General features: G+C 68.6%; 23 protein-coding genes. 8 read left to right on the top strand and 15 right to left on the bottom strand.

Annotation, left to right across the window (positions count from 1 at the left end; genetic code table 11):
* Nucleotides 1-5 precede the first annotated feature (5 nt).
* Nucleotides 6-1,475 (bottom strand): NAD(P)H-quinone dehydrogenase, encoded by a 1,470-nt coding sequence (locus ACHAA4_RS11810; protein WP_435774368.1) that lies wholly within the window; start codon nucleotides 1,473-1,475, stop codon nucleotides 6-8.
* 205 nt (nucleotides 1,476-1,680) lie between these two features.
* On the opposite strand from ACHAA4_RS11810, the gene ACHAA4_RS11805 reads away from it, so the two are divergent.
* The 5 genes from ACHAA4_RS11805 to ACHAA4_RS11785 all read left to right on the top strand — a co-directional run bounded on the left by ACHAA4_RS11805 (nucleotide 1,681) and on the right by ACHAA4_RS11785 (nucleotide 6,775).
* Nucleotides 1,681-2,508 carry a purine-nucleoside phosphorylase gene (locus ACHAA4_RS11805; RefSeq protein ID WP_435774403.1) on the top strand — a complete coding sequence of 276 codons (828 nt, stop codon included), beginning with the start codon at nucleotides 1,681-1,683 and terminating at the stop codon, nucleotides 2,506-2,508.
* A gap of 87 nt (nucleotides 2,509-2,595) precedes the next feature.
* Entirely contained in the window at nucleotides 2,596-4,431 is a 1,836-nt protein-coding gene (locus ACHAA4_RS11800; protein ID WP_435774367.1) for a phospho-sugar mutase, read from the top strand.
* A 49-nt stretch (nucleotides 4,432-4,480) separates the two neighbouring features.
* Nucleotides 4,481-5,185, top strand: a complete 705-nt coding sequence (gene deoC / locus ACHAA4_RS11795; protein ID WP_435774366.1) for a deoxyribose-phosphate aldolase — start codon at nucleotides 4,481-4,483, stop codon at nucleotides 5,183-5,185.
* 42 nt (nucleotides 5,186-5,227) lie between these two features.
* Entirely contained in the window at nucleotides 5,228-5,548 is a 321-nt protein-coding gene (locus ACHAA4_RS11790; RefSeq protein WP_435774365.1) for a hypothetical protein, read from the top strand.
* A 24-nt stretch (nucleotides 5,549-5,572) separates the two neighbouring features.
* Complete coding sequence (locus ACHAA4_RS11785; protein ID WP_435774364.1) at nucleotides 5,573-6,775, top strand: acyltransferase family protein; 1,203 nt, start codon at nucleotides 5,573-5,575, stop codon at nucleotides 6,773-6,775.
* On the opposite strand, the gene mfd is transcribed toward ACHAA4_RS11785, so the two are convergent.
* Both mfd and ACHAA4_RS11775 read right to left on the bottom strand, forming a co-directional pair.
* On the bottom strand, nucleotides 6,712-10,371 hold the full coding sequence (mfd, locus tag ACHAA4_RS11780) for a transcription-repair coupling factor (protein WP_435774363.1): 3,660 nt from the start codon (nucleotides 10,369-10,371) through the stop codon (nucleotides 6,712-6,714). The genes ACHAA4_RS11785 and mfd overlap by 64 nt on opposite strands.
* A gap of 115 nt (nucleotides 10,372-10,486) precedes the next feature.
* Complete coding sequence (locus ACHAA4_RS11775) at nucleotides 10,487-11,734, bottom strand: calcium/sodium antiporter (RefSeq protein WP_435774402.1); 1,248 nt, start codon at nucleotides 11,732-11,734, stop codon at nucleotides 10,487-10,489.
* 89 nt (nucleotides 11,735-11,823) lie between these two features.
* Here ACHAA4_RS11775 and ACHAA4_RS11770 point away from each other — a divergent pair, with 89 nt between their 5' ends.
* Nucleotides 11,824-12,327 (top strand): DUF2505 domain-containing protein, encoded by a 504-nt coding sequence (locus tag ACHAA4_RS11770; protein WP_435774362.1) that lies wholly within the window; start codon nucleotides 11,824-11,826, stop codon nucleotides 12,325-12,327.
* A 54-nt stretch (nucleotides 12,328-12,381) separates the two neighbouring features.
* On the opposite strand, the gene ACHAA4_RS11765 is transcribed toward ACHAA4_RS11770, so the two are convergent.
* From ACHAA4_RS11765 to ACHAA4_RS11715, 11 genes are all read right to left on the bottom strand, one after another.
* Entirely contained in the window at nucleotides 12,382-12,582 is a 201-nt protein-coding gene (locus tag ACHAA4_RS11765) for a hypothetical protein (RefSeq protein WP_435774361.1), read from the bottom strand.
* Between the two features lie 40 nt (nucleotides 12,583-12,622).
* Complete coding sequence (locus ACHAA4_RS11760; RefSeq protein ID WP_435774360.1) at nucleotides 12,623-12,817, bottom strand: hypothetical protein; 195 nt, start codon at nucleotides 12,815-12,817, stop codon at nucleotides 12,623-12,625.
* Between the two features lie 78 nt (nucleotides 12,818-12,895).
* Nucleotides 12,896-13,567, bottom strand: coding sequence for a BON domain-containing protein (locus tag ACHAA4_RS11755; protein WP_435774359.1), 672 nt, complete (start codon nucleotides 13,565-13,567; stop codon nucleotides 12,896-12,898).
* 123 nt (nucleotides 13,568-13,690) lie between these two features.
* A complete protein-coding gene (locus tag ACHAA4_RS11750) occupies nucleotides 13,691-14,338 on the bottom strand; it encodes a response regulator (protein ID WP_435774358.1) in 648 nt (215 codons plus the stop codon).
* Nucleotides 14,335-16,008 (bottom strand): GAF domain-containing sensor histidine kinase, encoded by a 1,674-nt coding sequence (locus ACHAA4_RS11745; protein ID WP_435774357.1) that lies wholly within the window; start codon nucleotides 16,006-16,008, stop codon nucleotides 14,335-14,337. The genes ACHAA4_RS11750 and ACHAA4_RS11745 overlap by 4 nt, the downstream gene beginning before the upstream one ends.
* 116 nt (nucleotides 16,009-16,124) lie before the next feature.
* Nucleotides 16,125-16,703 carry an aminoacyl-tRNA hydrolase gene (gene pth / locus ACHAA4_RS11740; RefSeq protein ID WP_435774356.1) on the bottom strand — a complete coding sequence of 193 codons (579 nt, stop codon included), beginning with the start codon at nucleotides 16,701-16,703 and terminating at the stop codon, nucleotides 16,125-16,127.
* A 35-nt stretch (nucleotides 16,704-16,738) separates the two neighbouring features.
* Complete coding sequence (locus ACHAA4_RS11735) at nucleotides 16,739-17,377, bottom strand: 50S ribosomal protein L25/general stress protein Ctc (RefSeq protein ID WP_435774355.1); 639 nt, start codon at nucleotides 17,375-17,377, stop codon at nucleotides 16,739-16,741.
* A 195-nt stretch (nucleotides 17,378-17,572) separates the two neighbouring features.
* On the bottom strand, nucleotides 17,573-18,319 hold the full coding sequence (locus tag ACHAA4_RS11730) for a 3-oxoacid CoA-transferase subunit B (protein ID WP_435774354.1): 747 nt from the start codon (nucleotides 18,317-18,319) through the stop codon (nucleotides 17,573-17,575).
* Complete coding sequence (locus ACHAA4_RS11725; protein ID WP_435774353.1) at nucleotides 18,316-19,005, bottom strand: 3-oxoacid CoA-transferase subunit A; 690 nt, start codon at nucleotides 19,003-19,005, stop codon at nucleotides 18,316-18,318. The genes ACHAA4_RS11730 and ACHAA4_RS11725 overlap by 4 nt, the downstream gene beginning before the upstream one ends.
* A gap of 4 nt (nucleotides 19,006-19,009) precedes the next feature.
* Complete coding sequence (locus ACHAA4_RS11720) at nucleotides 19,010-20,260, bottom strand: thiolase family protein (RefSeq protein ID WP_435774352.1); 1,251 nt, start codon at nucleotides 20,258-20,260, stop codon at nucleotides 19,010-19,012.
* A 180-nt stretch (nucleotides 20,261-20,440) separates the two neighbouring features.
* On the bottom strand, nucleotides 20,441-21,271 hold the full coding sequence (locus ACHAA4_RS11715; RefSeq protein WP_435774351.1) for an IclR family transcriptional regulator domain-containing protein: 831 nt from the start codon (nucleotides 21,269-21,271) through the stop codon (nucleotides 20,441-20,443).
* A gap of 145 nt (nucleotides 21,272-21,416) precedes the next feature.
* Between ACHAA4_RS11715 and ACHAA4_RS11710 the strand changes: the two genes are divergently transcribed.
* Together ACHAA4_RS11710 and ACHAA4_RS11705 are read left to right on the top strand one after the other, a co-directional pair.
* Complete coding sequence (locus tag ACHAA4_RS11710; protein WP_435774350.1) at nucleotides 21,417-23,204, top strand: bifunctional sugar phosphate isomerase/epimerase/4-hydroxyphenylpyruvate dioxygenase family protein; 1,788 nt, start codon at nucleotides 21,417-21,419, stop codon at nucleotides 23,202-23,204.
* Between the two features lie 198 nt (nucleotides 23,205-23,402).
* Nucleotides 23,403-24,884 (top strand): sodium/glutamate symporter, encoded by a 1,482-nt coding sequence (locus tag ACHAA4_RS11705; RefSeq protein ID WP_435774349.1) that lies wholly within the window; start codon nucleotides 23,403-23,405, stop codon nucleotides 24,882-24,884.
* 17 nt (nucleotides 24,885-24,901) lie between these two features.
* On the opposite strand, the gene ACHAA4_RS11700 is transcribed toward ACHAA4_RS11705, so the two are convergent.
* Entirely contained in the window at nucleotides 24,902-26,365 is a 1,464-nt protein-coding gene (locus ACHAA4_RS11700; protein ID WP_435774348.1) for a dihydrolipoyl dehydrogenase family protein, read from the bottom strand.
* Between the last annotated feature and the right edge of the window lie 11 nt (nucleotides 26,366-26,376).

Here is a 26,376-nt window from a genome sequence, read left to right as displayed (position 1 = left end):
CGGGGTCAGTCCTCTGGGTCGGTGACGTGAAGGTGCAGCCGGCGGGCGGCCTCGGAGATCGAACCGGTCAGCGACGGGTAGACCGTGAAGGTGGTCGCGACGTCGTCGACGTGGAGCTTGTGCGTGACGGCCAGGGCGAGCGGGAAGATCAGCTCAGAGGCGCGCGGGGCGACGACGACGGCGCCGATGACGGTGCCGGAGCCCTTCCGCGAGAAGATCTTCACGAAGCCTTCGCGGATGTTCATCATCTTGGCCCGCGCGTTGGTGGCCAGATCCAGCTTGATCACGTCGGCCTGGTACTTCCCGGAGTCGACCTGTTCCTGGGTGACCCCGACGGTGGCGATCTCCGGGGAGGTGAACACGTTGGAGGCGACCTGGTGCAGCTTCAGCGGCTTGACGCTCTCACCCTGCATGTGGGCCACGGCCACGCGGCCCTGCATCGCCGCGACCGAGGCCAGCGGCATGACCCCGGTGCAGTCCCCGGCGGCGTAGATGTTGTTCGCGGTGGTCCGCGAGACGGTGTCCACCTGGATGTGACCGGAGTCGGAGATCTCCACACCGGCCTCCTCCAGCCCGATCCCTGCGGTGTTGGGAATGCCGCCCACGGCCATCAGGCAGTGCGAGCCGTGCAGCACCTCGCCGTTGGTGAGGCGCACGTCGACCCCGTTCTCGGTGCGCTCCACGGACTCGGCCCGGGTCCGCGAGGCGACGTGGACCCCGACCCGTTCGAAGGAGTTCTCCAGCACCGTGGCGGCGTCGGAGTCCTCCCCGGGCAGGACCTGATCCCGAGAGGAGACAAGCGTGACCTCTGCGCCGAGCCGACGGTAGGCGGAGGCGAACTCGGCACCGGTCACGCCGGAGCCGACGACGATCATGTGCTCCGGGACCTCGATGAGGTTATAGGCCTGGGTCCAGTTGAAGATGCGTTCCCCGTCGGGCTTGGCCGAGCCGAGCTCCCGCGGGTGGGCGCCGGTGGCCACGATGACCGCATCGGCCACGATCTCCTCACCGGAGTGTTCACCGGAGGTGACCTCGATGGTGTGCGGCGGCACGAGCCTGCCGCGTCCGATGATGACCCGCACCCCGTAGGACTCCAGGGTGGTGCGGATGTCGCGGGACTGGCTGTGCGCGAGCTTGAGCAGCCGCTCGTTGACCTTGGAGAAGTCGGCCCAGGCCTCAGCCTCATCGGCGTCCTCTACGGCAGCATCCTCGGTGCCGTTGGTGTGTTCCCCGAAGCGGACGCCGAAGGAGGGTGAGACATTGACCCGGCGCATCGCGTCGGCCGTGGCGATCAAGGTCTTGGAGGGGACGACGTCGGTGAGCACCGCCGAGCCGCCGAGGCCCTTCTCCTCGATGATGGTGACCTCCGCGCCGGCGTCGGCGGCGACCATGGCTGCTTCGTAACCGCCCGGGCCACCCCCGAGGATGGCGATGCGGTCGGGGGCAAAGCGTCGTTGCACGTTAGTTGGAGTCACAGCTCCATTCTGCCGAGTCGGGACACCAAAGTCATACGCCACACGGGGATGTGACTTCGCCCATCGATTCGACGGACCGCGTCAGCCCGCCCCGGTGTCCCACCCAGACGGTAGATTGATCCCTGTGAGCCACAACAAAGTCCAGACCCAGCACAGTGCCCCGACCAGCGACGGACCCGGAGGCCACCTGGTCCCGCGCCCGGAGCTGACCCGCACCAACGACCCGACCGCCCCGGCGAATCTGCGCGCCGAAGAGGCAGCCCGCGCGCTGCTTGCACAATCGGGGGTCGACTCCATCGACCTGGCCTGCACCTTGGGCTCGGGCTGGGGTGACGCCGCCGCCCAGCTCGGCGAGCTCGTCGCGGATATCGACGCCGAGGAGATCCCCGGCTTCCATTCCTCCGGCGTCTCGGGGCACAGCGGAACGCTCAAGGTCATCCGCACCCATTCCGGAGCGCATGTCCTCGTCATCGGAGCGCGCACCCACTACTACGAGGGCCGCGGCGTGGACGCCGTCGCCCACGGCGTGCGCACCGCCGCCGCGGCGGGCGCGTCGACCATGGTGCTCACCAACGGCTGCGGCGGGCTGAACCCCCAGTGGAAGCCCGGCACCCCGGTGCTGATCTCTGATCACCTGAACCTCACCGGCACCTCTTCGCTGCGCGGCGCACACTTCGTGGACATGACCGATCTCTACTCCACCCGACTGCGCGCCGTGGCCCGGGAGATCGATCCCGACCTGCCCGATGGCGTCTACGCGCAGTTCCCCGGACCGCACTATGAGACTCCCGCCGAGGTCCGGATGGCAGGAGTCCTCGGTGCTGACCTGGTGGGCATGTCCACCGCACTGGAAGCGATCGCCGCCCGCGCCGCCGGGATGGAGGTCTTCGGCATCTCCCTGGTCACCAACCAGGCGGCCGGGATCTCCCCGGAACCGCTGAGCCACACCGAGGTCCTCGACGCCGGACGCGAAGCGGCTCCGCGGATCTCCGCCCTGCTGGCACAGGTCATAGGGCGCATCGTCGACCCCTGACCGAGGACATGGCCTTCCGGCGATGATCCACCCGTGACCGACCGACCCAGACCCGATACCCCGACCGAGATGAGGGAGCAGACCGCCATGACCGAGAAGCTGTTCGGCGCCGTGCGCCGCTGGATCGAGATGGACCCCGACGCCAAGACCCGGTCCGCGCTGGCGCAGCTGCTGACCCGGGCCGAGGACTCAGACACCTCCGCGGCTGAGGAGCTGCAGCGTCTCTTCTCCGGTCGGCTCGCCTTCGGCACCGCCGGTCTGCGCGCGGAGCTGGGTCCGGGACCGCTGCGGATGAACCGCCTCGTGGTCCGTCAGACCGCGGCCGGGATGCTCAGCTACGCCGAGGAGCAGCTCGCCCGAGCCCAACAGGGGGCCGACAACCCGCAGGACCTGATGCGCAGCGGGGCGCGCAAGATCGTGATCGGCTTCGACGCGCGGCACCAGTCCGACGAGTTCGCCGCCGATACGGCGGAGATCTTCTCCGCCGCCGGCTGGGAGGTGCACCTGTTCACCCGCCCGGGACCGACACCGCTGCTGGCCCGCCAGGTGCTGGTGCTCGGCGCCGAGATCGGCGTGATGGTGACCGCCAGCCACAACCCGCCCCAGGACAACGGGTACAAGGTCTATCTCGGCGGGGAGCTCTCCCGCTTCCTGGAACCCCATGGCCACGGCGTCGGCGCGCAGATCGTGGCACCGGTGGATCAGGACATCGCCGCCCGGATCGCTGCGCTGGTCGACACCGACACGCCAGCCGGAGCCGCGGTCGGCGGGGATTCCGAGGCGGACACCCAGGCCGGGGCTGCGAAGACCCACCCGGTCACCGATGAGGCCCGCAGCAGCTACCAGCGCGAGGCGCTGGAGCTGCTGGACCCGGAGACCTACCCGCAGCGCGACCTGCACGTGGTCTACACCGCGATGCATGGGGTCGGCGGAGAGATGGTGACCTCGTTGCTGCGCGCCGGCGGGTTCACGGTGACCCCGGTGGCCGAGCAGTTCGAGCCGGACCCGGACTTCCCCACCGCAGACTTCCCCAACCCGGAAGAGCCCGGCGCCCTCGACCTGGCGCTGAAGGCCGCCGAGTCCGAGAACGCCGACCTGGTGCTGGCCAACGACCCGGACGCCGACCGGCTCTCCGCCGCGGTCTATGACGACACCGCCGGCGCCTGGCGCCAGCTCTCCGGCGATGAGATCGGGGCCCTTCTGGGACGACACCTGCTGGAGCGCGGTCCGCTGCGACCACAGGCCGACGGCGGCGCCCCGGTCCTGGCAAACTCGATCGTCTCCTCCCGGCTGCTCGAGCGGCTGTGCCAGGTCCGCGGAGTCGGCCACGCCGCGACGCTCACGGGATTCAAATGGCTCGCCCGAGTTCAGCACATGAGCTTCGGCTACGAAGAGGCCATCGGCTTCAATGTGGACCCCGAGCACGTCAAGGACAAGGACGGCGTCTCCGCCGCGCTGATCTTCGCCGAGATGACAGCCTCGCTGAAGTCCCGTGGGATCAGCCTGATCGCCGCCCTGGACGAGATCGCCGCCGAGGCCGGGGTCTTCGTCACCGGTCAGGTGACCATCCGGGTCAGCGACCTCTCCGAGCTGGGCAAGGTCACCGCCGCCCTGCGGGCGCAGCCGCCCGCGGAGATCGCAGGCTCCGCCGTCGTGGAGTCCCTGGACCTGACCCAGGACCCGCTGCCGGGCACACAGCTGAGCGAGGCGACCAAGACCGACGCGCTGATCTACCTCACCGAGGCCGGTGACCGGGTGATCGTCCGGCCCTCCGGGACCGAGCCGAAGGTCAAGTGCTATCTCGAAGCGGTGGCAGACACGCCCGGCATCGACGCCGACCCCGAGGCGATCAGCGCAGCCCGCGCGCAGGCCGCCGAACGGCTGGGTCAGCTGCGCACCTCGATGGAGTCCATGCTCAGCTGACCCCGCCGCCTGACCCACTTGTTGTTCCGCAGATGCACGAGGAGACCCGATGACGCACACCCCCACCCCCGCCGAGATGGCGCCGCTGATCGACCACACCGCCCTGAAGCCCGACACCGACGAGGCCACGATCCGGCGGATCGTGACAGAGGCGCGCACCCACTCCTTCGCCGCGGTCTGCATCAATCCGCGCTGGGTGCCGCTGGTCGCTGCAGAGCTCGCCGGCACTGAGGTCAAGACCTGCACCGTGGTCGGGTTCCCACTGGGAGCCTCCACCACCGCCTCAAAGCTGGCCGAGACCGTCGAAGCGGTCCAGCTCGGCGCCCAGGAGGTGGACATGGTGGTGGACATCGCCGCCGCCAATGCGGGTGACCACAGCTATGTCGAGGCGCAGATCCGCGCGCTGGCCGATGCCGCCCACGCCGGCGGCGCGATCCTGAAGGTGATCCTCGAGACGGCGCTGCTGAGCGAGTCCGCCAAGGAGCTGGTCTGCCGCGCCGCAGAGGCCGCCGGCGCCGATTTCGTGAAGACCTCCACGGGCTTCGCCGGCGGCGGCGCCACCGAAGCGGACATCGCGCTGATGCACTCCCTGGTCGGTGGCCGCCTGGGCATCAAGGCCTCCGGCGGGGTCCGCAGCTACGACGACGCCGTCGCGATGGTCTCCGCCGGCGCCACACGCATCGGGGCAAGCTCCTCTCTTGATATCGTGGACCCTAGAGAATCCAGCACATCGGGTGCTGCCGGAAGCTACTGAGTTGTGCCTCCTGCAGACCGCACCGCATCCTAAGGGGAGCACATGATCAGCAACGGTAAGGTCAAGGCCTATTCGGGTCAGGGCAATCTAGTCGGCAACCTCGCCGCGTTCCTCGTCGTCTTCCTGATGCTCGTCGGTTCGATCGTCGCGCTGAACTTCTGGGACCTGGACCAGGTCTGGATTCCGGGGATCATCTTCATCGTCCTGTACTGCGGCTCGTTCTACGCGGCCAAGGAGATCATCGGTCGCTCAGACTCGCTGGACATGCAGGACCTCCATGGTGAGCACGGCGAGCCGCTCGACGCCATGGCCTCACGGGCAAGCTCCTCGCGCGAGTCGGCTGCGGAGCCGCACGTCCGCTGAGCTCGTTCGCCATCTGAGGATGTTATGACCACTCCGGCGCCGAGGACCTCCCGCGCCCGGAATCTCGGGATCGACCTGTTGCGGGTCATCTCGGTCGCCGCGGTGGTGTTCGGTCACGCCTGGGCCGGGATGCCGGGAGCCGAGTACCTCCAGATCTGGCGGATGCCGCTGTTCTTCTTCCTCGCCGGGTTCTTCTTCTCCACCTCGCGCACCCTGCGCGGCGAGCTCCTCGCGCGCACTCGCAGCCTGGCCCTTCCCTATCTGGTCTGGTTCCTGCTGCTCTGCCTCGCGGTGCTGGCGATGATCCCCACCCCATGGCCCTTCGACCCGATGACCGTCCCCCAGGCGCTCTTCGGCGGCGCCATGACGAACATGCCCTTCCTGGTGTTCTGGTTCATCTCTGTGCTCTTCCTGGCCGCGCTGCTGCTGCGCGCGGTGCTGAGCCAGCCCTGGTGGGTCGGCGTCGCCGTGGCGGTCGGGGGATTCGCCGTGGCGCAGATCCCGAACTCCGTGATGGGCTACACCCCGCTGGGGATCGGCCTGGCACCGGCCTGCATGGGGTTCATGCTCGCAGGCCACTGGTTCGGCCGCTTCATGCGCACCCCGCGCGGCATAAACCTCCCAGCCAAGCCATGGATCGGACTGCTCTGCCTGATCATCGGCTTCGGCGCCGTGGCCGCAGGCGTGCGCACCATGAACATCAAATATTCAGGCTTCGGGACGTTCCTGCTCTCCCCCGCCGTCTCGGTGCTGATCAGCATCGGACTCGTGCTGGTCTTCTCCACCGCGGTCAACGCGCTGCTCGGCGGGCCCGGGACGCAGCAGGCCCTGCCGCGCCAGGAATCGCGACGCGGGCGGATCGTCGGCGTGGTCATCGCCGAGCTGGTCCAGACCGCGACCTTCGTGGTCTTCGCCCACGCCATCGTGCTCTACCTGCTGCTGCGCCTCTTCGACCTGGAGAACCCACCGCTGCGCACCCTGGCCGCACTGATCATCTGCTGGAGTCTGGGCATGGCGGTGAACCGGACCGCGCTGGCGCTGCCGCTGAACGGGCTGCCCCGGTCTGCGCTGCGCCGACCCCGCGCGGATCGGACCGGTTCAGGCCAGACCGGCGCCGGCGATCCGGGCTCAGGTCAGGCCGAAACCGCTCCACCCGGCACAGGTCAGGCCGGCGAGGATGAGGCCGGCTCGGGTGAGACCGGCGGGAAGATCGCCTCGAAGACCTGATTCAGCCAGGCGAGCAGCTCACCGTCGGTGAGCTCCACTCCGGTGACTCCACTGGTCTTGGGCTTCGGTATCAGGACCTGCTTCATGGTGGCCTTGTGCTGGCTGCCCGGGTACATCCGCTCCATGCGCATGGTCTTGGACTCCGCCAGCTCCGCCACCGGCCCGAACCGGATGAACTTGCCCTGGGTGCCGACGTCGTGGATCCCCGCGGCCCGGGCGCGGTTGCGGAACCGGGCCACCTCGATCAGGTTGGTCACCGGTTCGGGCAGATCCCCGTAGCGGTCCTGCCACTCGGTCACGACCTCGGCGATCTTCTCCTCGGCGTCGGCCGCGGCAAGCTTGCGGTAGCCCTCCAGGCGCAGCCGTTCCCCCGGGACGTAGTCATGGGGCAGATGCGCGTTGATCGGCAGCTCGATCTTGACCTCGGTGAAGGTCTCCTCGGTGTCCCCGCGGTAGTCGGCCACGGCCTCGCCGACCAGGCGCAGGTACAGGTCGAAGCCGACCCCGGCGATGTGCCCTGACTGCTCGCCGCCGAGCATGTTGCCGGCGCCGCGGATCTCGAGGTCCTTCATCGCCAGCTGGAGGCCGGCGCCGAGCTCGTTGTTCGCCGCCACCGCGCGCAGCCGTTCCAGCGCCACCTCGCCCAGCGGCTTCTCCGCCGGGTAGAGGAAGTAGGCGTAGGCCCGCTCCCGTGAACGTCCGACGCGCCCGCGCAGCTGGTGCAGCTGGGACAGTCCGTAGGTGGAGGCCCGGTCCACGATCAAGGTGTTGGCGTTGGAGATGTCCAGCCCGGTCTCGATGATCGTGGTGGAGACCAGCACGTCGAAGCGCTTCTCCCAGAAGTCCTGGATGATCTGCTCCAGCCGGGTCTCGCTCATCTGCCCGTGGGCGACCTCCACCCGTGCTTCAGGCACCAGCTCCCGGATCCGCGCGGCGGTGCCGTCGATGGAGGAGACTCGGTTGTGCACGAAGAAGACCTGCCCCTCGCGCATCAGCTCGCGACGGATCGCCGCGGAGACCTGCTTGTCGGTGTAGGGACCCACATAGGTGAGCACCGGGTGGCGCTCCTCCGGCGGAGTGGCCAGCGTGGAGGTCTCCCGGATCCCGGCCATGGACATCTCCAGGGTCCGCGGGATCGGGGTCGCGGACATGGCCAGCACATCCACGTTGGTGCGCATCTTCTTGAGCTGCTCCTTGTGCTCGACGCCGAAACGCTGCTCCTCGTCGATGATCACCAGGCCCAGGTCGTGGAAGTCGACTTCCTTGGAGAGCAGCCGGTGGGTGCCGATCACGATGTCCACGCTGCCTTCGCGCAGACCCGCCATCGTCTCTTTGGACTCCTTGGCGGTCTGGAACCGCGAGAGCGGCGCCACTCGCACCGGGAACCCGGCGTAGCGCTCGGTGAAGGTCTCATAGTGCTGCGAGACCAGCAGCGTGGTGGGCACCAGCACGGCGACCTGCTTGCCGTCCTGGACCGCCTTGAAGGCGGCCCGGATCGCAATCTCGGTCTTTCCGTAGCCGACGTCGCCGGAGATCAGCCGGTCCATCGGGATCTCTCGCTGCATGTCCGCCTTGACCTCGTCGGTGGCGGTGAGCTGATCCGGGGTCTCGGCGTAGGGGAAGGCGTCCTCGAGCTCACCCTGCCAGGGAGTGTCGGGGCCGAAGGAGAACCCGCGCGACGCCATGCGTGCGGCGTAGAGCCTGATCAGCTCGCCGGCAATCTCCTTGACCGCCTTCTTGGCCTTGCGCTTGGTCTGGGACCAGTCGCTGCCGCCCATCTTCGAGAGCGAGGGCGCCTCGCCGCCGACGTACTGGGAGACCTGGTCGAGCTGGTCGGTGGGGACCATCAGCCGGTCTTTGGCGCCGCCGCGCTTGGAGGCGGCGTACTCCAGGACCAGGTATTCGCGGATGCCTGCAGTGCCGGCCTTGATCGCCTGCGGGGAGCCGACCTTGCGCTGGATCAGCTCCACGAACTGGCCGATGCCGTGCTGCTCGTGGACCACGTAGTCACCGGGCTTCAGCGCCAGCGGGTCCACCACGTGGCGTCGCCGCCGGGCGGGCACCTTGCGGGCGGAGCCAGAGTCCTGGCGGATCGCGCGGCCGAGCATCTCGGACTCGGTCAGCAGCGCCAGCTGCAGAGGGTCCACCGCGAAACCTTCGGAGACGTTCGCGGTGGAGATCGTGATCGTGCCCGGGGCGGGAGCCTCATCGAGGGTGTCCACCCGGACGCAGGGCACGTCGTGCTCGGTGAGCAGCTCGTGGACCCGCTGGGCGGAGCCGGAGGCTGCGGTGGTGACCACCACGGACCAGTTCGCCTTGGCGCGCTCCCCCAGGAAGGTCATCACGTCTTCGACGCTGCCGCGGTAGCCGATCGGTTCGCGGGAGACGATCGAGACGATGTCCGCGTCCTGCTCCAGCTCCTCGTCCAGGCCCAGGGAGGTCATCGACCACCAGCCGGCGCCGTGCGCGATCGAGGCCTCGCGGGTCTCGGCGAGACTGGCGAAGCCGCCGGCGGCCAGGCCCTGCTGCTCGCTGCCGATCTGGGCTCCGCTGATGTCCAGTGGCGCGGCCGCGCCGTCGGGGGCCGCGGACCAGGCGGCGGCGAGGAACTCCTCGTTGGTGGCGGCGAGGTCATGGGCGCGCCCCCGGGTCTTCTCAGGTTCGATCACCACGGTGAGCGAGCCAGCGGGCAGCTGATCCACGAAGGGCACCATCTTGGGCACCAGGACCGGGGCCAGGGACTCCATGCCCTCGGCGGCGATGCCCTCGGCGAGTTTGGTGAGCAGGTCCGCGGCATGCGGCATCTGGCTGATGAGCTCCTTGGCGCGGGACTTCACGGCCTCGGTGATCAGCAGTTCACGGCAGGGCGCGGCGTCGAGCACCTCGGGATGTTCGTTGGACTCGGTGTCCAGCGAGCGCTGGTCGGCGACGGCGAACCAGCGCATCTGCTCGACCTCGTCGCCGAAGAACTCGATGCGCACCGGGTGCGGCTCGGTGGGCGGGAACACGTCGAGGATGCCGCCGCGCACGGCGAACTCGCCGCGCCGGGTGACCATGTCCACCCGCGAATACGCGGCATCGGCGAGCTGCGCCACGGTCTGGTTGAAGTCGGCGAACTCCCCGACCTGCAGCCGCACCGGGGCGAGGTCGCCGAGCCCGGCGACCAGCGGCTGGACCACGGCGCGGACCGGAGCGACGACGACGTCGAGCACCCCGCCGGCCTCAGCCGGATGAGCGAGCCGGCGCAGCACCCCGAGCCGGCGTCCCACGGTGTCCGAGCGTGGCGAGAGCCGCTCATGCGGCAGGGTCTCCCAGGAGGGGAAGTGCGCGACCGCGGCGTCCGGTGCGTAGGCGGCGAGCGAGGTGGCCAGCTCCTCGGCCTCACGGTCGGTGGCGGTCACCGCCAGCAGCGTGCCGGTGGGGCTGGTGCTGCGCAGCTTCGTGGCGATCTCGGCGATCAGCGCCGGTCGCAGCCCGGTGGTCGAGGAGATCTGCAGCTCGTCCGTGCGCTCCCCGGCCGGATGTGCGGCGGCGGTGGCGACACGCCTGTAGGAGGAGTTCGCCGTGAGCGCTGTGCGCAGACCTGACAGAGCCATGGGAGAGTGACGCCTCGTTTCGCATGCAGATCGACACCGGAGCTCCGCGGACGGGGTTTCGGCACGGTGTGAGATTCGTGAGTTTAGGCCTCACACAGGATACTCGCTGATCCGGCTACGGCGCCCCGGTCCGGCCAGTCTTGGAGCCCCCGGGGTCGGAGTGCCCGGGGCCAGTCGTCCCCAACTGAGACGTCCCGGGGTCGGCGGAGTCGGCGGGCTGTTCGGCGCGGGCTGCGCGACGGGTGCGCATCACCCCGACCTCGTAGCCGACCAGGGCGGTGATCCAGAGCCCGGTGATCGGCAGCACGAACCAGAGCATCGCGGAGCTGAACGGCTGCAGCGCGGCATGGCCTGCGGCGTAGAGCACCAGGTAGACCACGTAGGCGCTGTAGAGCCCTACCAGGACCAGCCCCTCCAGGCGTCCGATGGCTTGGGAGGTGAACGCCAGCGGAAGCAGGACCATGGCGGTGGCGATCATCACCGGCAGGTCGAAGTTCACGGCCGCCGAGGCGACCTCCACGCCCAGCGGGGAGATGATGGCGGTCAGTCCGAGGACGGCGCCGATGTTGAAGATGTTGCTGCCCACCAGGTTGCCCACGGCCATGTCTCGCTCTCCGCGCAGGGCGGCGATGACGCTGGTGGCGAGCTCGGGCAGCGAGGTGCCGATGGCCACGATGGTCAGTCCGATGATCAGGTCGCTGACCCCGAGGGAGAGCGCGATGCTCGTCGCGGCCGAGACCAGCATTTGGGCGCCCACCACGAGCAGCGCGATGCCCCCGGCGAGCAGCACCAGGTCCAGGATGATCGAGCGAGCCTTCGTGGTGCGCAGTCCCTTGGTCAGCTTCACCGATCCGCCGCCCACCGCCCGGTCGACGTCGAACGTCTCCTCCGGGCTTGAGGCCTCCCGTTCGCGCACCGTCTGACGACGGGCGAGCACGACGGTGACGGCCAGGTAGACGACGAGCAGACCGATCAGGATCGACCCCTCAAGCGTGCTGATGTTGCCGTCGAGGGCCATGAGCAGCGCGATCACGGAGAACCCGATCATGATCGGGATGTCGATCTTGATCAGCTGGACCTTGACCACCAGCGCACCGAAGATGGCCGTGAGGCCCAGCACGAAGAGGATGTTCACGATGTTGCTGCCCACGACGTTGCCCAGCGCGAGCCCGGGAGAGCCGCTCAGCGCGGCGCCGGTGCTCACCGCGAGCTCCGGAGCCGAGGTGGCGGAGGAGACCACGGTCAGGCCGATGATCAGGGAGGACAGGCCCACGGTGCGGCCCAGCGAGGCTGCGCCCCGCACCAGGGCCTCACCACCGCCGACGAGCAGGACGAAACCGCCGAGGAGCAGGAGAAGAGTCATGATAGTCACCGGTGCAACTTTACAATGAGTAGGTTCCGTGACCGCCGTCGCAGAACGCCTTCAGCAAGACGTCAACGAGGAGACCATCAGTGGCACTTGAATCAGAGCTTGTGATTCCGCACAGCGCGCAGGACATCATCGAGGCCTACGCCGACCGAGACTTCAATGAGCACCTGTCCAAGAAGGTCGGGGCGAAGCTGCTCAGCTTCGAGGTCGTCGGCCCGCTGGACGGCCCCTTCGAGATCGTCACCGAGCAGTCGATGTCGGCGGAGAAGCTTCCGGAGATCGCCAAGAAGGTCATCAAGGGGGAGGTCACCGTGCGCGTCACGCATTCCTGGGGCGCACCCGATGAGGCCGGGTCACGTCGCGCGGACACTGCGGTGAAGATCGCCTCCGCCCCGGTCTCGGCGCAGTCCGCGCAGAATCTGCATGTGCGCGGGGCCTCCGAGACGCTCTCCACGGTCCGCGGCGATGTCAACGTCAGCATCCCGATCGTCGGCAAGAAGATCAAGGCGGCCGCTGAGCCGTATATGCGCAAGTTCGTGGATCTGCAGGCCAGAGAAGTCAGCGCCTGGATCTCCAGCCGCGGCTGATCGGTCTGCCATCCCTCGACGAGGGCCGCGTGACCCTCCGGAATGATCCGGAGCTCATGCGGCCCTCTTCGTGGGGTTCTCCCCGACCGCGCCGGCTCCCGGAGTGTCGGGCCGGGCGGCGCTCCGGGCGCCCCGGCGAGCTCTGGGTGCCCGGGTCACGACGTAGATCATCACGATGAACACCGGGATGAACACGAGCGAGAGCAGCGTGAAGAAGGACCAGATGAGGTTCCAGAAATAGAGCCAGTCGAACATCACGCCCCCTGTCGCTTGACGGTCGCCGGTCGCGCCGGAGTCAGTTCTTGGAGTGTCCGCGGGTGATCGGGATCGGATGGGAACCTGTTCCCGGCGTCGGCAGGACGGGCACGCTCAGCACGCCGATGCTCGACGTCCCTCCGCGCAGGCCGCGAAAGGTGCCGGCGTCGAACGGGTCACGGCGCAGACTGTCCAACCCTTCCAGCGGGTCGAGACGGGCGAGATGATCGGGCATCGTGGTTTCCTCTCCTGGACCTGATCCTGAGGCGGAGTCGCTGGGCCGTGCCGCCTTTGTTGACTCAGGGTGGGCGCCTCAATAGGGGCGCACGTTGAGGCGGTTGTCGAGCGTGGTGACATCGGGTGAGGCCCAGGCGACGGCGCCGGCCTGGGTCTTCTGCACCAGCGACTTCACGTATCCGGTCAGCACTGCGGTGTTGCCCAGGACCGAGACCCGGATGTGTCCGGCGTCGAGCTGCGGGTTTCGGGACAGGGCGCTCTTGATCTGTTCCGCCGCATCCTCGGAGACCGGGCGCGGGATCAGCGTGATCTCATTGCGCACGGTGTGCACACCGCGGATGTTCTCCACGGCTCGCTCAGCGGCCTCGCGCTGGAAGTCCCAGTCGACCTGCCCCGTGAGCGTGACGCACCCGGCCTCGACCTTGGACCTGACCGAACCAGGGATGTTGGCGGACCAGGTCAGGACGCGTTCAGCCACGCGCCCGATGTCGGCGTCGGTGACCCACCTCGCGGATCGGGGGATCACGGTCAGCCTGTTGAACACCGCGGCGATCCCATGGACACGTCTCATGGCGCGCGAGGCGGCGAGGTACTCGAAGTAGTCGCCGACTTCACCGGACAGCGTGACGACTCCCGCCTCGACCTCGACCTGAACCTCCGCGGCGTCGACCTCCGGCGTCCACTCGAGTTCGGCAAGGACGAGCGAATGGATCTTGTTGTCTGACCGGTTTCTTGTGGCGATGATCACAGCTGGATTCCCTTCATGTCGCGTGCAGTGCTGCAGGCTGGGTCCAGCCTCTCCCATCGAGGTCGGGGCGCTGTAGGGCCATTGGTCCTACCGCACCGCGGCGGTCCCCGCCAGGCCCTCATCTCAGCTGTGGAGATCCCGGCCCTGGCCAGTGGCCCCGTAGGCGGCGACCTGGGTCCTGCGCTGCATCCCGAGCTTGGCCAGCAGCCCGGAGACGTAGTTCTTCACGGTCTTCTCCGCGAGACCCAGACGCTGCCCGATCTGCCGATTGGTCAGCCCCTCGGTGATCAGCCCAAGCACCTGCTGCTCGCGCAGCGTGAGGGTCACGCCTGGACGCGGCGCGTGCTTGGCCTGGGCCGAGAGGTCGCGGCGCACCCGCTCGGCGATGGACCCGGTGATCAGACTTCCACCCTGGGCCACCCGTTGGATGGCATCGACCAGGTGCCCCCCGCGGATGGTCTTGAGCACGTACCCCGAGGCCCCGGCGATCACCGCCGCGGCGCTGGCGCTCTCGTCATCGTCGGCGGTGAGCATCAGACAAGGGATCTCCGGGTGCGCGGATCGGATGCTGCGGCAGAGGTCGATCCCGGTGCCGTCGGGCAGGTGCACGTCCAGCACGACGACGTCGGGGCGCATGGCCTCCACCCGGTCGAGGGTTCCGCGCACCGCTGCGGACTCTCCCACCACCCCCAGGCCTGGTTCGGCGTCGATGAGCCCAGCGATGCCGCGACGCACGATCTCGTGGTCATCGACGAGGAACACCCTGATCATCGATCATCCTCACCTTCGAAGGGAACGTGCCAGCGGGCCCGAACACCCCCGGTCCGCCGGTGGGTCAGCTCGAAGACGCCGTCGCGGGCTCGGGCCCTGGCCCGCAGATTCGCGGTTCCACTCTCGGCCTTGTCACAGGCCGAAAGGCCGACGCCGTCGTCCTCCACGAGGACGGTGATGCCCGCCTCTGCGGCTTGAACCTCGATCGACACCGCCGTCGCCCTGGCGTGACGGGCCACATTGGTGACCGTCTCGCGCAGGACGGCGACGACGTCGTCGGCGAGACCTCCTCTGATGTCCTCATCCACCGGACCCGTGAAGGTGACCTGCGGCGCTAGACCCAGTCCGGCGGAGAGCTCGGTGACCACGTCGAGGAGCCGATGTCGGGTGGTCCTGGCGGTCTTGCGCGTGCGCAGGGTGAAGATGGCATTGCGGATGTCCTCGATCGCGGCGTCGATCTCCACGACGTGACGGTCGATCGTCGCTGCATGGCGGGGGTGGGCCGAGGCGAAGGCCTGGAGTCCCAGGCCCGTGGCGAAGAGCCGCTGGATCACATGATCATGGAGGTCACGGGCGGTGCGCGCCCGGTCCTCGATGACGCTCAGTCGCTGCCGATCCGCCCGAGCCCAGGACAGTGCCACCGCCAGCCCCGCCTGGGTGGCGAAGTCCGAGAGCAGCGCGAGGTCACCGGCTTCGAATGCAGGCCGATCTGCGGCGCGTGTCGCGCAGATCGCGCCGATCCGGTCCCCCGAGACGACCAGCGGAACGGCGATCACTGAGGCGCCAGGGACCAGACCCCCGAACGGTGGTTCGTCAGCTGCCTCGGGTGACGAGATGCTCGGCTCGCCCTCCATGGCGCAGCAGACTGCTCCGTCGGCCCAAGGCAGCACCTCCCCCTCGATCAGCGACGCCCCCTGTCCGCGGGCGGTGTCCACGAACATCTCCTCACCGACGTCGTCGGAGGTCACGATGGCCGCGAAGTCCGCCTGGGTCAGGGTGACGACGCCGTGGGAGAGCACGCCGAAGACGTCGATGCTCTCGGAGGCGAGCAGCGCCGAAGTCACGTCGCCGAGGATGGCGCTGAGCTGCTGCGCCCGGCGGGCCTCTTCGTAGAGCCGGGCATTGTTGATCGCGGTGGCGGCCGTGGCCGCCAGCGCGGTGACCAGCTCCTCGTCCTCCGCGGTGAACGGGCCATCGGCGCGGTTCGTGAGGTAGAGGTTCCCGTAGGTCTCACCGCGGATCGTGATCGGGACCCCCAGAAAGCTCGTCATCGGGGGGTGGTGGTCGGGGAAGCCGACGGCCCGGGGGTCGGTCGTGAGCTCGGTCAGCCGGATCGGGTTCCTGCTCTCGATCACCGCGCCGAGGACCCCGTGCCCTGCTGGGAGATTTCCGATCTGCTCGGAGACGTCCCGCGGCATCCCGACGTGGATGAACCGCTCGAGGTGACCATCTGCTGCGATCACGCCGAGCGCCGCGAACTGGGCATCGGCGACCGTGAGGGCCTCCTCGGCGATGCGGCGCAGCACCCGCTCCAGATCCAGGTCGCTGGCGACCACGTTGCTCGCGTCGAGCAGGGTCTGCAGGCGGCGCTGGGAGCTCAGGACCCGGATGGTCCGGGCAATGGAGTCCCCCACCACGCCGTTGACCTCCAGCGTAGGCAGGTCAGCCACACGAAGTTCCTCGGGATCCATAACCATCCTTGCGCCAAGAAGTCACCCTATTCTAGGCGTTCGTCCAGGAAACGGAGAAGCCCTTCGACTCCGCGCTGCGGGGAGGTCGTCGAGGGTCAGTGCACCGCGTTCTGGGCTGCCGGGAGCCCGTCGGAGATCAGCAGCTCCGCCGCGTCGGCCAGCCGGGAGATGAAGATGCCCAGCTCCTTCTGCTCGGCGGCGCTGAACTTCTGCAGCACGTAGTCGGCGCTGTCCATGCGTCCGGGGGGCCTGCCCACACCGGCGCGCACGCGAAGATAGTCGCGGTCTCCGCCCAGGTGAGTGGTGATGGATTTCAGCCCGTTGTGCCCGCCCTCGGATCCGCCCCGCTTGAGCTTGGCCCGACCGAAGTCGAGGTCGAGCTCGTCGTGGACCACGATCAGGTTCTGCGTGGGGACGGAGAAGTAGTCCATGAGTCCGCGCACCGGCTTGCCGGAGAGGTTCATATATCCCTCGGAGATCGCGAAGACCACCTTCGGACCACCGGGGCCCAGCCGGGCCGCGACGGCCTTGGCCCCGACCTTGGTGCGCGTGTACTTCGCGTCCATGCGGTCGAGGAGTTCATCGAGCACCATGTGCCCGATATTGTGCCGGGTATGACGATAGCGGGACCCGGGGTTCCCGAGTCCCGCTATCAACCACGTCTCTGAAGCCATGCTTCGAGCCTAGTGGAGTCTCAGCGCCAGCTTGTTCAGCTGTCTTCGCCTTCGGCGTTCTCTTCGGACTCGCCCTCGGCGGCCTCGTCCTCAGCGGCCTCGTCCTCGGTGGTCTCTTCCTCGTCGCCCAGGTCCTGCTCGACGGGCTCGTGGATGGAGACGACCGGGGACTCCAGGTCGGTCAGGGCCAGCGTGACACCCTTGGGCAGCTGGATGTGCTCCGGCAGCGCGTTCTCGTCGCGGTCGGTGATGTCCACGGTGACGTGCTCGGGCAGGTGGGTCGCCTCGGCCTCGACGGAGACGGTGGCCTGCTCGAGAATCCACTCGAAGCCGACGGCGGGCTCGCCGGTGACCTCGACGTAGACGTCGACGATGACCTTCTCGCCGCGGCGCACGGTCAGCAGGTCCATGTGGTCGATCGAGCGCTTGATGATGTCGCGCTGGATGGCCTTGGGGATCACCATCTGCTCGGTGCCCTCGATGTCCAGGGTGATCAGCGCGTTGGGGTTACGCACTGCCAGGTGGGTCTGGTGACCGGGAAGCACCACGTGGATGGGGTCTTCGCCGTGGCCGTAGACCACTGCCGGGATCAGGTCGTCGCGGCGGGCCTTGCGGGCTGCGCCCTTGCCGAACTCGGTGCGCTTGGTGGCGGGAATGACGATCTTGTCAGCCATGGTGTTGTCCTTCGTTGGTTGGATTCGTATTGATCCAGGCACCAACGACAAGTGAATTCCAGGCTCTCCGCGCTGTGAGCGGCGGTGATGTTCTCCTGCAAGTTCGCCTCGTCGATCACGGGGCTGACGTCCGCCGGAATGGATCCTGCGACGTCGCCCCCTCGCCTGGGCACAGCTGTTGACTATACCAGCTGACTAGCCGGCGATCACCACGGGGAAGTCGAACCGCTTGACGAGTTCCTCGGGGGCGATGCCGTAGGCCTCGCGAAGCACCAGCCGGGGTCCGGCCTCGTGCGCCTCGATGAGGAACACCCCATGGTCGGTGTACACCCGGCTCACGCAGCCCAGCCCGGTGATCGGGTAGGTGCAGTCGGCGACGATCTTCGGCGTCCCATCCTTTGCGAACAGCGACATCATCACGAACACCTCTTTGGCGCCGATGGCGAGATCCATGGCGCCTCCGACGGCGGGGATGGCATCGGGGGCGCCGGTGGACCAGTTCGCCAGGTCTCCGCCGGCCGAGACCTGAAAGGCTCCCAGAACGCAGACGTCGAGGTGTCCGCCGCGCATCATCGCGAAGGAGTCGGCGTGATGGAAGTAGCTGGCTCCCGGCAGTTCGGTGACCGGGATCTTTCCCGCGTTGATCAGCTCGTCGTCGATGTCCTCACCTTGCGCCTGCGGGCCCATGCCGAGCATCCCGTTCTCGGTGTGCAGGGTGACCTGCTGCTCGGGGGTCAGGTAGTCCGAGACCTTCGTGGGCTGGCCGATGCCCAGGTTCACATAGGCTCCCGGCGCGATGTCGGCGGCGACGAGCTTCGCGAGGTCCTCGCGGGAGAGCGGCTGGCCGGGCCGGGCCGCGTCGTCGGGCTGGCTGTTCTGGCTTGGAGGGCTGGGCTGGCTTGGAGGGCTGGGCTGGCTCGTGGGGCTGGTCTGGCTGCTCATGCTGGTTTCACTTCCTGGGTCTCGCGCGGGGTCAGGGCGGTCACCATGTCGACATAGATCCCGGGGGTGACCACGTTCTCCGGGTCGAGGGAGCCGCTGGGGACCAGCTCCGCGACCTGCACCACGGTGTGGGAGGCGGCTGCAGCCATCACCGGGCCGAAGTTCCGTGCCGTCTTGCGGTAGACGAGGTTGCCGGCATCGTCGGCGGCCAGCGCCTTGATCAGTGCGACGTCGCCGCGGATCGGGTGCTCGAGCACGTAGTGCCGGCCCTCGATCTCGCGGGTCTCCTTGCCCTCGGCGAGGCTGGTGCCGTAGCCGGTGGGGGTGAAGAACGCCCCGATGCCGGCTCCGGCGGCGCGCAGCCGCTCGGCGAGGTTGCCCTGCGGGACCAGCTCGAGCTCGAGCTCTCCGGCACGGTAGGCCGCGTCGAAGTGCCAGGAGTCGGACTGCCGCGGGAAGGAGCAGATCACCTTGCGCACCCGGCGCTCCTTGATCAGCAGCGCAAGTCCGCGATCCCCCTGCCCGGCATTGTTGCTCACCACGGTGAGGTCGGTGGTGCCGGACTCTAGTAGCGCGTCGATGAGCTCCATGGGTTGTCCGGCGTTGCCGAAGCCGCCGAGAAGGACGGTGGCGCCGTCGCGCACGCCGGCCACCGCCTCGGCGGCGGTGTCTACAAATTCAGTCATAGGTTCATCCCTCGTGGTTCTGGGTGGTCTGAATGGACGGTGTGGGCTGGACGGGCTGGCTGGCGACGTTCTCGAGGACCACTGCCAGGCCCTGGCCGACCCCGATGCACAGCGTGGCCACCCCCCAGCGTTCGCCGCTGAGCTGCATCCGCTTCGCCAGCGTGGCCAGGACCCGGGTGCCGGAGGCTCCGAGGGGATGGCCGATGGCGATCGCGCCGCCCCAGGCGTTGACGATCTCCGGGTCGACCTGCCAGGCGTCCAGGCAGGCCAGGGACTGTGCGGCGAAGGCCTCGTTGAGCTCCACCGCGCCGACGTCTCCCCAGCCGATGCCGGCGCGCTTGAGCGCCTTGTTGCTCGCCTCCACGGGGGCATAGCCGAAGTACTGCGGCTCATTTCCCGCGGCGGCCCATCCGGCGATCCGCACCTGCGGGGTCAGACCCAGCTGCTCGCCGCCTGCGGCGGAACCGAGCCAGACGGCGGAGGCGCCGTCGTTCATCGGGGAGGCGTTGCCGGCGGTGACGGTGCCGTTCTCGCGGCGGAAGACGGTCCGCAGACCGGCGAGCTTCTCCGTCGTGACGCCGCCCCGGATGGTCTCATCGGTGTCCAGGTCCACGCCGGGCACTGCCACGGTGAGGTCACTCAGGTGCCCCTGCGCCCAGGCGCGGGCGGCGAGCTCATGGGAGCGGGCGGCGAACGCGTCCATCCGTTCACGGTCGATGCCGTGGCGCTCACGCAGCTGCTCGGTGGCCTCGCCGAGGGAGACCGTCCACTCCCTGGGCATGCGCTCGTTGATCAGGCGCCAGCCCAGCGTGGAGTTGACCAGCTCCAGGTTGGTCATTGGGAAGGGCCGCTCGGTCTTGGGCAGCACCCAGGGTGCCCGCGACATGGATTCCACACCGCCGGCGAGGATCACGTCGGTCTCCCCCAGCGCGATCTGCCGGGCACCGGAGATCGCGGCGTCCAGGGATGAGCCGCACAGCCGGTTGATCGTGGTGGCGGGCACGCTCACGGGCAGCCTGCCCAGCAGCCAGGCCATCCGGGCCACATTGCGGTTCTCCTCGCCGGCGCCGTTGGCGTTGCCGAAGATCACCTCACCGACGATCTCGCCGACGTTCTCCGGGTTCAGCCCCGGGGCCTGTTCCACGAGGCTCGAGATGACCAGCTCGGCCAGATCATCGGGACGCTGCCCGGCCAGGGCACCGCCGACCTTGCCGAAGGGGGTGCGCAGACCCTGGTAGACGAAGACATCCTGCATTGCGGCTCCCTGCTCACGATCCGGTGCGCCTTGGCCCCACAGGACCAATATGTTCGCTATGCAAACATGTGTGCGCTATGTGACATGAGCATAGTCCCACCGGGCGGGTATTTCCAGAGGCGACGCGTCATGAGCCTCGACGCCGGAGCGCAGAGGTCCCGAAGCTCAGGGCTCCGCAGCTCAGAGACCCTGGGGCACGGTGAGTCGCTGGACGTCGTCGCCGAGGGAGCGGATGAGATCTTCCACCGCTGCGGCGCAGCGCTGCAGGTCCGGCAGCGTCCGGTCCAGAGACTCCTGGGCAGTCTCCCTGCCGGCCGAGAGCGAGGTGTTCAAGGCCAGCACGATGTTTCCGCCCACGTCGCGGACCGGGACGGCCAGCGAGCGCAGCCCCTCCTCCAGCTCCTCATCCACGAGGGCATAGCCCTCATTCCGGACGGCTGCGATGATCTCGCGCAGCCGCCCCGGGTCGGTGACGGTGCGCGCGGTATACGCGCGTCGGTCTGCGGTGCGCAGGCGCTCCCCGAGCGCCTCCTCCCCCAGGCCGGCGAGCAGCACCCGTCCCATGGAGGTGGCCAGCGCCGGCAGCTTGGTGCCCAGTCCAAGGTCGATCCGCATGATTCGACGCGTGTGCACCCGGCAGACGTACATCACCTCATCGCCGAGGAGCAGCGCGGCCGAACAAGATTCGGTCAGCTTCGCGGAGAGCTCGCCGAGCGAGGGCTGCAGCAGCTCGTGCCAGCCGCGCCCGGACCAGTATCCCTGTCCCAGGCCCAGCACCTTCGGGGTCAGTTCGAAGAACCGACCGTCCGTGTACGCGTACCCCTCCTGGACCAGGGTGAGCAGCATGCGTCGGGCGGTGGCCCGGCTGACTCCGGCACGCCGGGCGACATCGGAGAGCGTGAGCTTAGGGTCCGAGGCCGAGAAGGACTCAAGCACCCGCAGGCCGGTGGAGAGCGATCGGACGAACTCGTTGCGATTGACGCCGGGCGCTCCGGGGGGCTCCTGATCCATGCTGTGATCCTATCCACCCGCCCGACCTCCTCCCTCGGTGCGGGACGGATCCTCCGACTGGCTGGCGCAGCTTTCGAGTCTGAATACCCGAAAGATCCGCCGCTCAGCACTGACCCACGAATGTAATGTTTGGTACATTGCCGCTATGCGCACCTCAATCGCCACCGTCTGCCTCTCCGGAAGCCTCACCGACAAACTCCAGGCCTGCGCCGAGGCGGGGTTCGACGGCGTCGAGATCATGGACACCGACCTCACGGTCTCCTACGAGTCCCCCGAGGAGATCCGCGCGCTGTGTCAGCGCCTGGGGCTGAGCATCGACCTCTTTCAGCCCTTCCGTGACTTTGAGGGCGTCAGCGAGGAGCTCCTGGCGGAGAACCTGCGTCGCGCCGAGGCAAAGTTCCAGCTGATGAACCGACTGGGCGCCGACACCATCCTGGTCTGCAGCAACGCCGGCACCGCGACCGTGGACGACGACGCGGTCGTCGCCCGACAGCTGGGGGCGCTGGCCGACCTCGCCGCCGGCTACGGCATCCGGATCGCGTACGAGGCTCTGGCCTGGGGACGCTACGTCAACGACTACCGCCACGCCTGGCGGCTGGTGCAGCTCGCCGACCGCCCGAATCTGGGCACCTGCCTGGACAGCTTCCATATCCTGGCCCGCGGGCACGATCCGGCGGAGATCGAGACCATCGACGGGGAGAAGATCTTCTTCATCCAGCTCGCCGACGCCCCGCAGCTGGACATGGACGTCCTGTCCTGGAGCCGGCACCATCGGCTGTTCCCGGGTGAGGGCTCCTTCGACCTCAGCGGCTTCCTGACCCATGTGCTCAAGGCCGGGTACACCGGCCCGCTCTCGCTCGAAGTCTTCAATGACACCTTCCGGCAGACCGACGTCACCAGCACCGCCGCCCATGCGCGCCGGTCGCTGACCTGGCTGGCGGACCGCGCCTCGGCGTCGAACGGGTGGAGCACCGATCGCCTGCCCTCCGCGCAGAGTCCGCGCAGCGTGGACTTCGTGGAGATCACCGGCTCCGACCTGGGCACCGCCGATGAGACCCTGAACCAGCTTGGCTTCACCTTCCGCGGCAAGCACCGCACCAAACAGGTGCGGCTCTGGACCATAGGCTCGACCCGGATCATCCTCAACGAGCAGAGCCAGCAGCCCGATCCACACCTCTCCGCGATCGGCCTGCTGGTCGACGACGCCGGCCAGGCCCTCGCCCGCGGAGCTGCGCTCGGGGCACCGGTGGTCTTCCGCCGGACCTATGCCGGGGACCATGAGCTGCGTGCCCTCGGCGCCCCGGACGGGACGGTCATCTACTTCAGCGATGCTCCCGCCGAAGACACCTGGGTCACCGAGTTCGAAGGCGGTCAGCCCGCGCATGACTCGACCCACGCGGTGGACCACATCAACCTCTCCTACCGCTGGCACGAGTTCGAGGAGACGGTGCTCTTCTTCCACAGCGTGCTCGGCCTGCAGGCGCAGACCCCGGAGAACGTGCCCAGCCCCCAGGGTCTGGTGCGCAGCCAGGTGATGCGCACCGCCGACGCCACGGTGCGGCTGCCGCTGAACCTGGCCCCGCCCACCGCGCCGCTGCCTCCTCGGCATATCGCGGTGACCTGCACGGACATCGTCGAGCTGGCGAGCCGGGCACAGGAACGCGGGCTGCGCTTCCTCTCCATCCCGGACAACTACTACGCAGATCTCCATGCGCGCTTCGGGCTGGACGCGGACTATCTGGCGCAGCTCGAGCGACTCAACCTGCTCTACGATCGCGATGCCGACGGCGAGTTCATCCATTTCTACACCCCGACCATCGGCGGGCTCTTCCTGGAGATGGTCCAGCGCGTGGGCAGCTATGACGGCTACGGCGCCGCGAACGCGCCGGTCCGCCTGGCGGCCCAGCGGCGGCAGCCCCGGCGCACCCACTGAGGACCCGCCCCCGTCCACCTCTTTGTCGAGGGGAGGAATCTCTGGACAGCTGACCCGATCTTCGGCCCCGGGCGGTCGTAGAAGGCACGCCTCGACGGGGTTCGTCTCCGGGGGCCCTCGCCAGCACGCGCGATGTGTGATGTGCTTCTCAGCAAGTCGCGGCCGCTCTCGGCGGCCCGTTGCGGAGAGGGGCGTCCGATGAGTCCAGAAGTAGTCGGGTTCGCGATCGTGCTGCTGGCAGCTGTGATGCTGATCGGCAAATTCGTGCGCGTCAAGGTGAAGTTCATCCAGAAGCTTCTGCTGCCCAGTGCGATCATCGCTGGGTTCATCGGACTCATCGTCGGCCCCCAGGTCATCGGACGCCTTGCCGAACCCCTCGGCTGGGGATGGCTGGGAGACGGTGGACTGCTCACCCAGGGCATCTACGACGTCTGGGGAGAACTCCCGGGTCTGCTGATCTCAGTGGTCTTCGCGACCCTCTTCCTGGGCTCCCGGATTCCGTCCCCGGTCCGAGTGGCCAAGCTGGTCGGGCCCCAGCTCTCGATCGGTGTGGCCTACGGCTCCGGTCAGTACGTGGTGGGCATCGTGCTGGGGCTGCTGGTGCTCTCCCCGCTGTTCGGTGTCGACCCGGTCTTCGGTGCGCTGCTGGAGATCGCCTTCGAGGGCGGCCACGGCACGGCGGCGGGCATGGAGCCCGCCTTCGACGACATGGGCATTCCCGAGGCCACGGATCTCGCCCTGGCCATCGCCACCGTGGGCCTGGTCTTCGGCATCATCATCGGCATCTCGGTGATCAACTGGGGTGTGCGCACCGGCCGGACCCGCGTGATCAAGAACGTATCGAAGCAGTCCAAGGCCGAGCTGCGCGGACTCTACAGCGACAGCGAGAACGTCTCCACCGGCCGGATGACCTCGCGACCCAGCTCGATCGAGCCGCTGACCCTGCATGTCGCCGTCGTCGGACTGGCCATCATCATCGGCTGGCTGATCCTTGAAGGACTGGTCTGGATCGAGGATCAGCTTTGGGGACAGCCCGGGTCGCCCTGGTCCGAGGAGGGCCTGACCCTGCTGGGTTATGTGCCGCTGTTCCCGCTGGCGATGATCGGCGGGGTGATCATCCAGGTGATCCTGGATCGCACCGGCAACACCAGCCTGCTGGACCACGAGACGATGAAGCGGATCCAGGGTCTCGCCCTGGACATCCTGATCGTCGCGGCGCTGGCGACCATCTCGCTCGACGCCATCGCCGCCTACTGGGAGACCTTCCTGGTCATCTCGATCGCCGGGATCCTGTTCTGCACCACGGTCCTGCTGGTCTTCACCCCGCGGATCATCCCGGAGTTCTGGCTCGAGCGCGGCATCGCCGACTTCGGCCAGTCGATGGGCGTCACGGCCACCGGCCTGGTCCTGCTCCGCGTGGCGGACCCCTACGACGAGTCCCCTGCCCTGGAGGCCTTCGGATATAAGCAGCTGTTCTTCGAGCCGTTCTTCGGCGGCGGACTGGTCACTGCTCTGGCGATCCCGATCATGGTCGCCACCGGCAACGTCTACATCGTCCTGATCCCGATGGCCGTGCTGTTCGTCGGCTCCCTGGTGGCGGGCCACATCTACTTCCGCGGGGTGCGCTCGGGCCGGTGGCGGGACCCCTCCGTGGAAGCGGCCAAGGCGCAGCAGGAGTGAGCCGGCACCAGCTGAGCTCAAACCGTTGAGGGGCGGCCGTAGGTCTCCAGCAGGCGCAGCCAGATCTCGTTGATCGTGGGATAGGCCGGCACGGCGTGCCAGAGCCGGTCCAGCGGCACCTCGGCGCTGACCGCGATGGTCGCGGCATGCAGCAGCTCCGCCACGTCAGGACCGACGAAGGTCACGCCGAGGATCACGCGTCGATCCTCGTCGACCACCATGCGCGCCTGACCGGAGTAGCCGTCGGCGTGCAGGGCCGAACCCGCGACGTCGCCCAGCGCGTAGTCGACCACACGGATCCGGTGGCCCGCCTCCCGCGCCGCGGCCGCGTTGAGCCCGACGGAGGCCACCTCGGGATCCGTGAAGGTCACCTGGGGCACCGCGGCGTGATCCGCCGTGGCGACATGTGCACCCCAGGGCGCGTCATCGACCCTGCGACCCTGGGCGCGGGCAGTGATCACATCCCCGGCAGCCCGGGCCTGGTACTTCCCCTGGTGGGTCAGCAGCGCGCGATGGGTGACGTCGCCGACGGCGTAGAGCCAGTCGAACCCGGGGACCCGCAGAGTGTCATCGGTGTCGATCCAGGTGCCCGGCTCCAGACCGATGCTCTCCAGGCCGAGGTCGTCCGTGCGTGGGGTGCGGCCCGTGGCGGTGAGCACCTCCTCGACCAGCAGCGGTTCACCGTGCTCGGTCTCGATCCTCACCCCCTCTGCTGTGCGGGAGACCCGCTGGGGAGAGGTGTTCAGCCGCAGGGTCACGCCTTGGGCCTGCAGCGCCTCCGCCACGAGCTCGCCGGCGAAGGGCTCCATTCCGCCGAGCAGCCCGCTGCGCGCCAGCAGGGTGACCTCGGCGCCGAAGGCCGCGTAGGCGGTGGCGAGTTCGGCGGCCACCGCGCCTCCGCCGATGATCGCGAGGCTGCGCGGCACGATCTGGACACTGGTTCCCTCGCGGCTGGTCCAGGGATGGGAATCATGCAGCCCCTCCACTTCCGGGATGGCCGCGGCGGAACCGGTGGCGATGGTCACGGCGTGCCGGGCGGTGAGCGTGGTGGCGCTCCCATCGGCCGCGGTGACGGTGACCTGCTTGGGTCCGGTGATCCGGCCATGGCCGCGCACCAGCGCGATCCCGGCGTCCTCGAGCCAGCGCACCTGCCCGGCGTCCTTCCATCCGCTGGTGAAGGAGTCACGCCGGGCCAGCACCGCCGCGACGTCGAGCTCCCCGGTGACGGCCTGGGCGGCGCCGTCGACGCTGCGGGCGGCCCGCAGCGCCTGGGTCGAGCGCAGCAGCGCCTTCGAGGGCATGCACGCCCAGTAGGAGCATTCCCCGCCGATGAGCTCAGCCTCCACGAGCACCACGCTCAGGCCGCCCTGCACCGCGCGACCGGCCGCGTTCTCTCCCACGGCCCCGCCCCCGATGACGATCACATCGAAGGTCTGTTCCTGCGGGGTCTGCTGGTCGGGTGCTTGCGAAGGGGATTCCATGGCTGCTCCTG

The sequence above is a fragment of the Nesterenkonia maliinae genome (genome assembly GCF_051262655.1).
Lineage (GTDB): Bacteria > Actinomycetota > Actinomycetes > Actinomycetales > Micrococcaceae > Nesterenkonia.
Note: the sequence above shows the minus strand (reverse complement) of the source record. Positions and strands in the feature narration are given on the sequence as shown.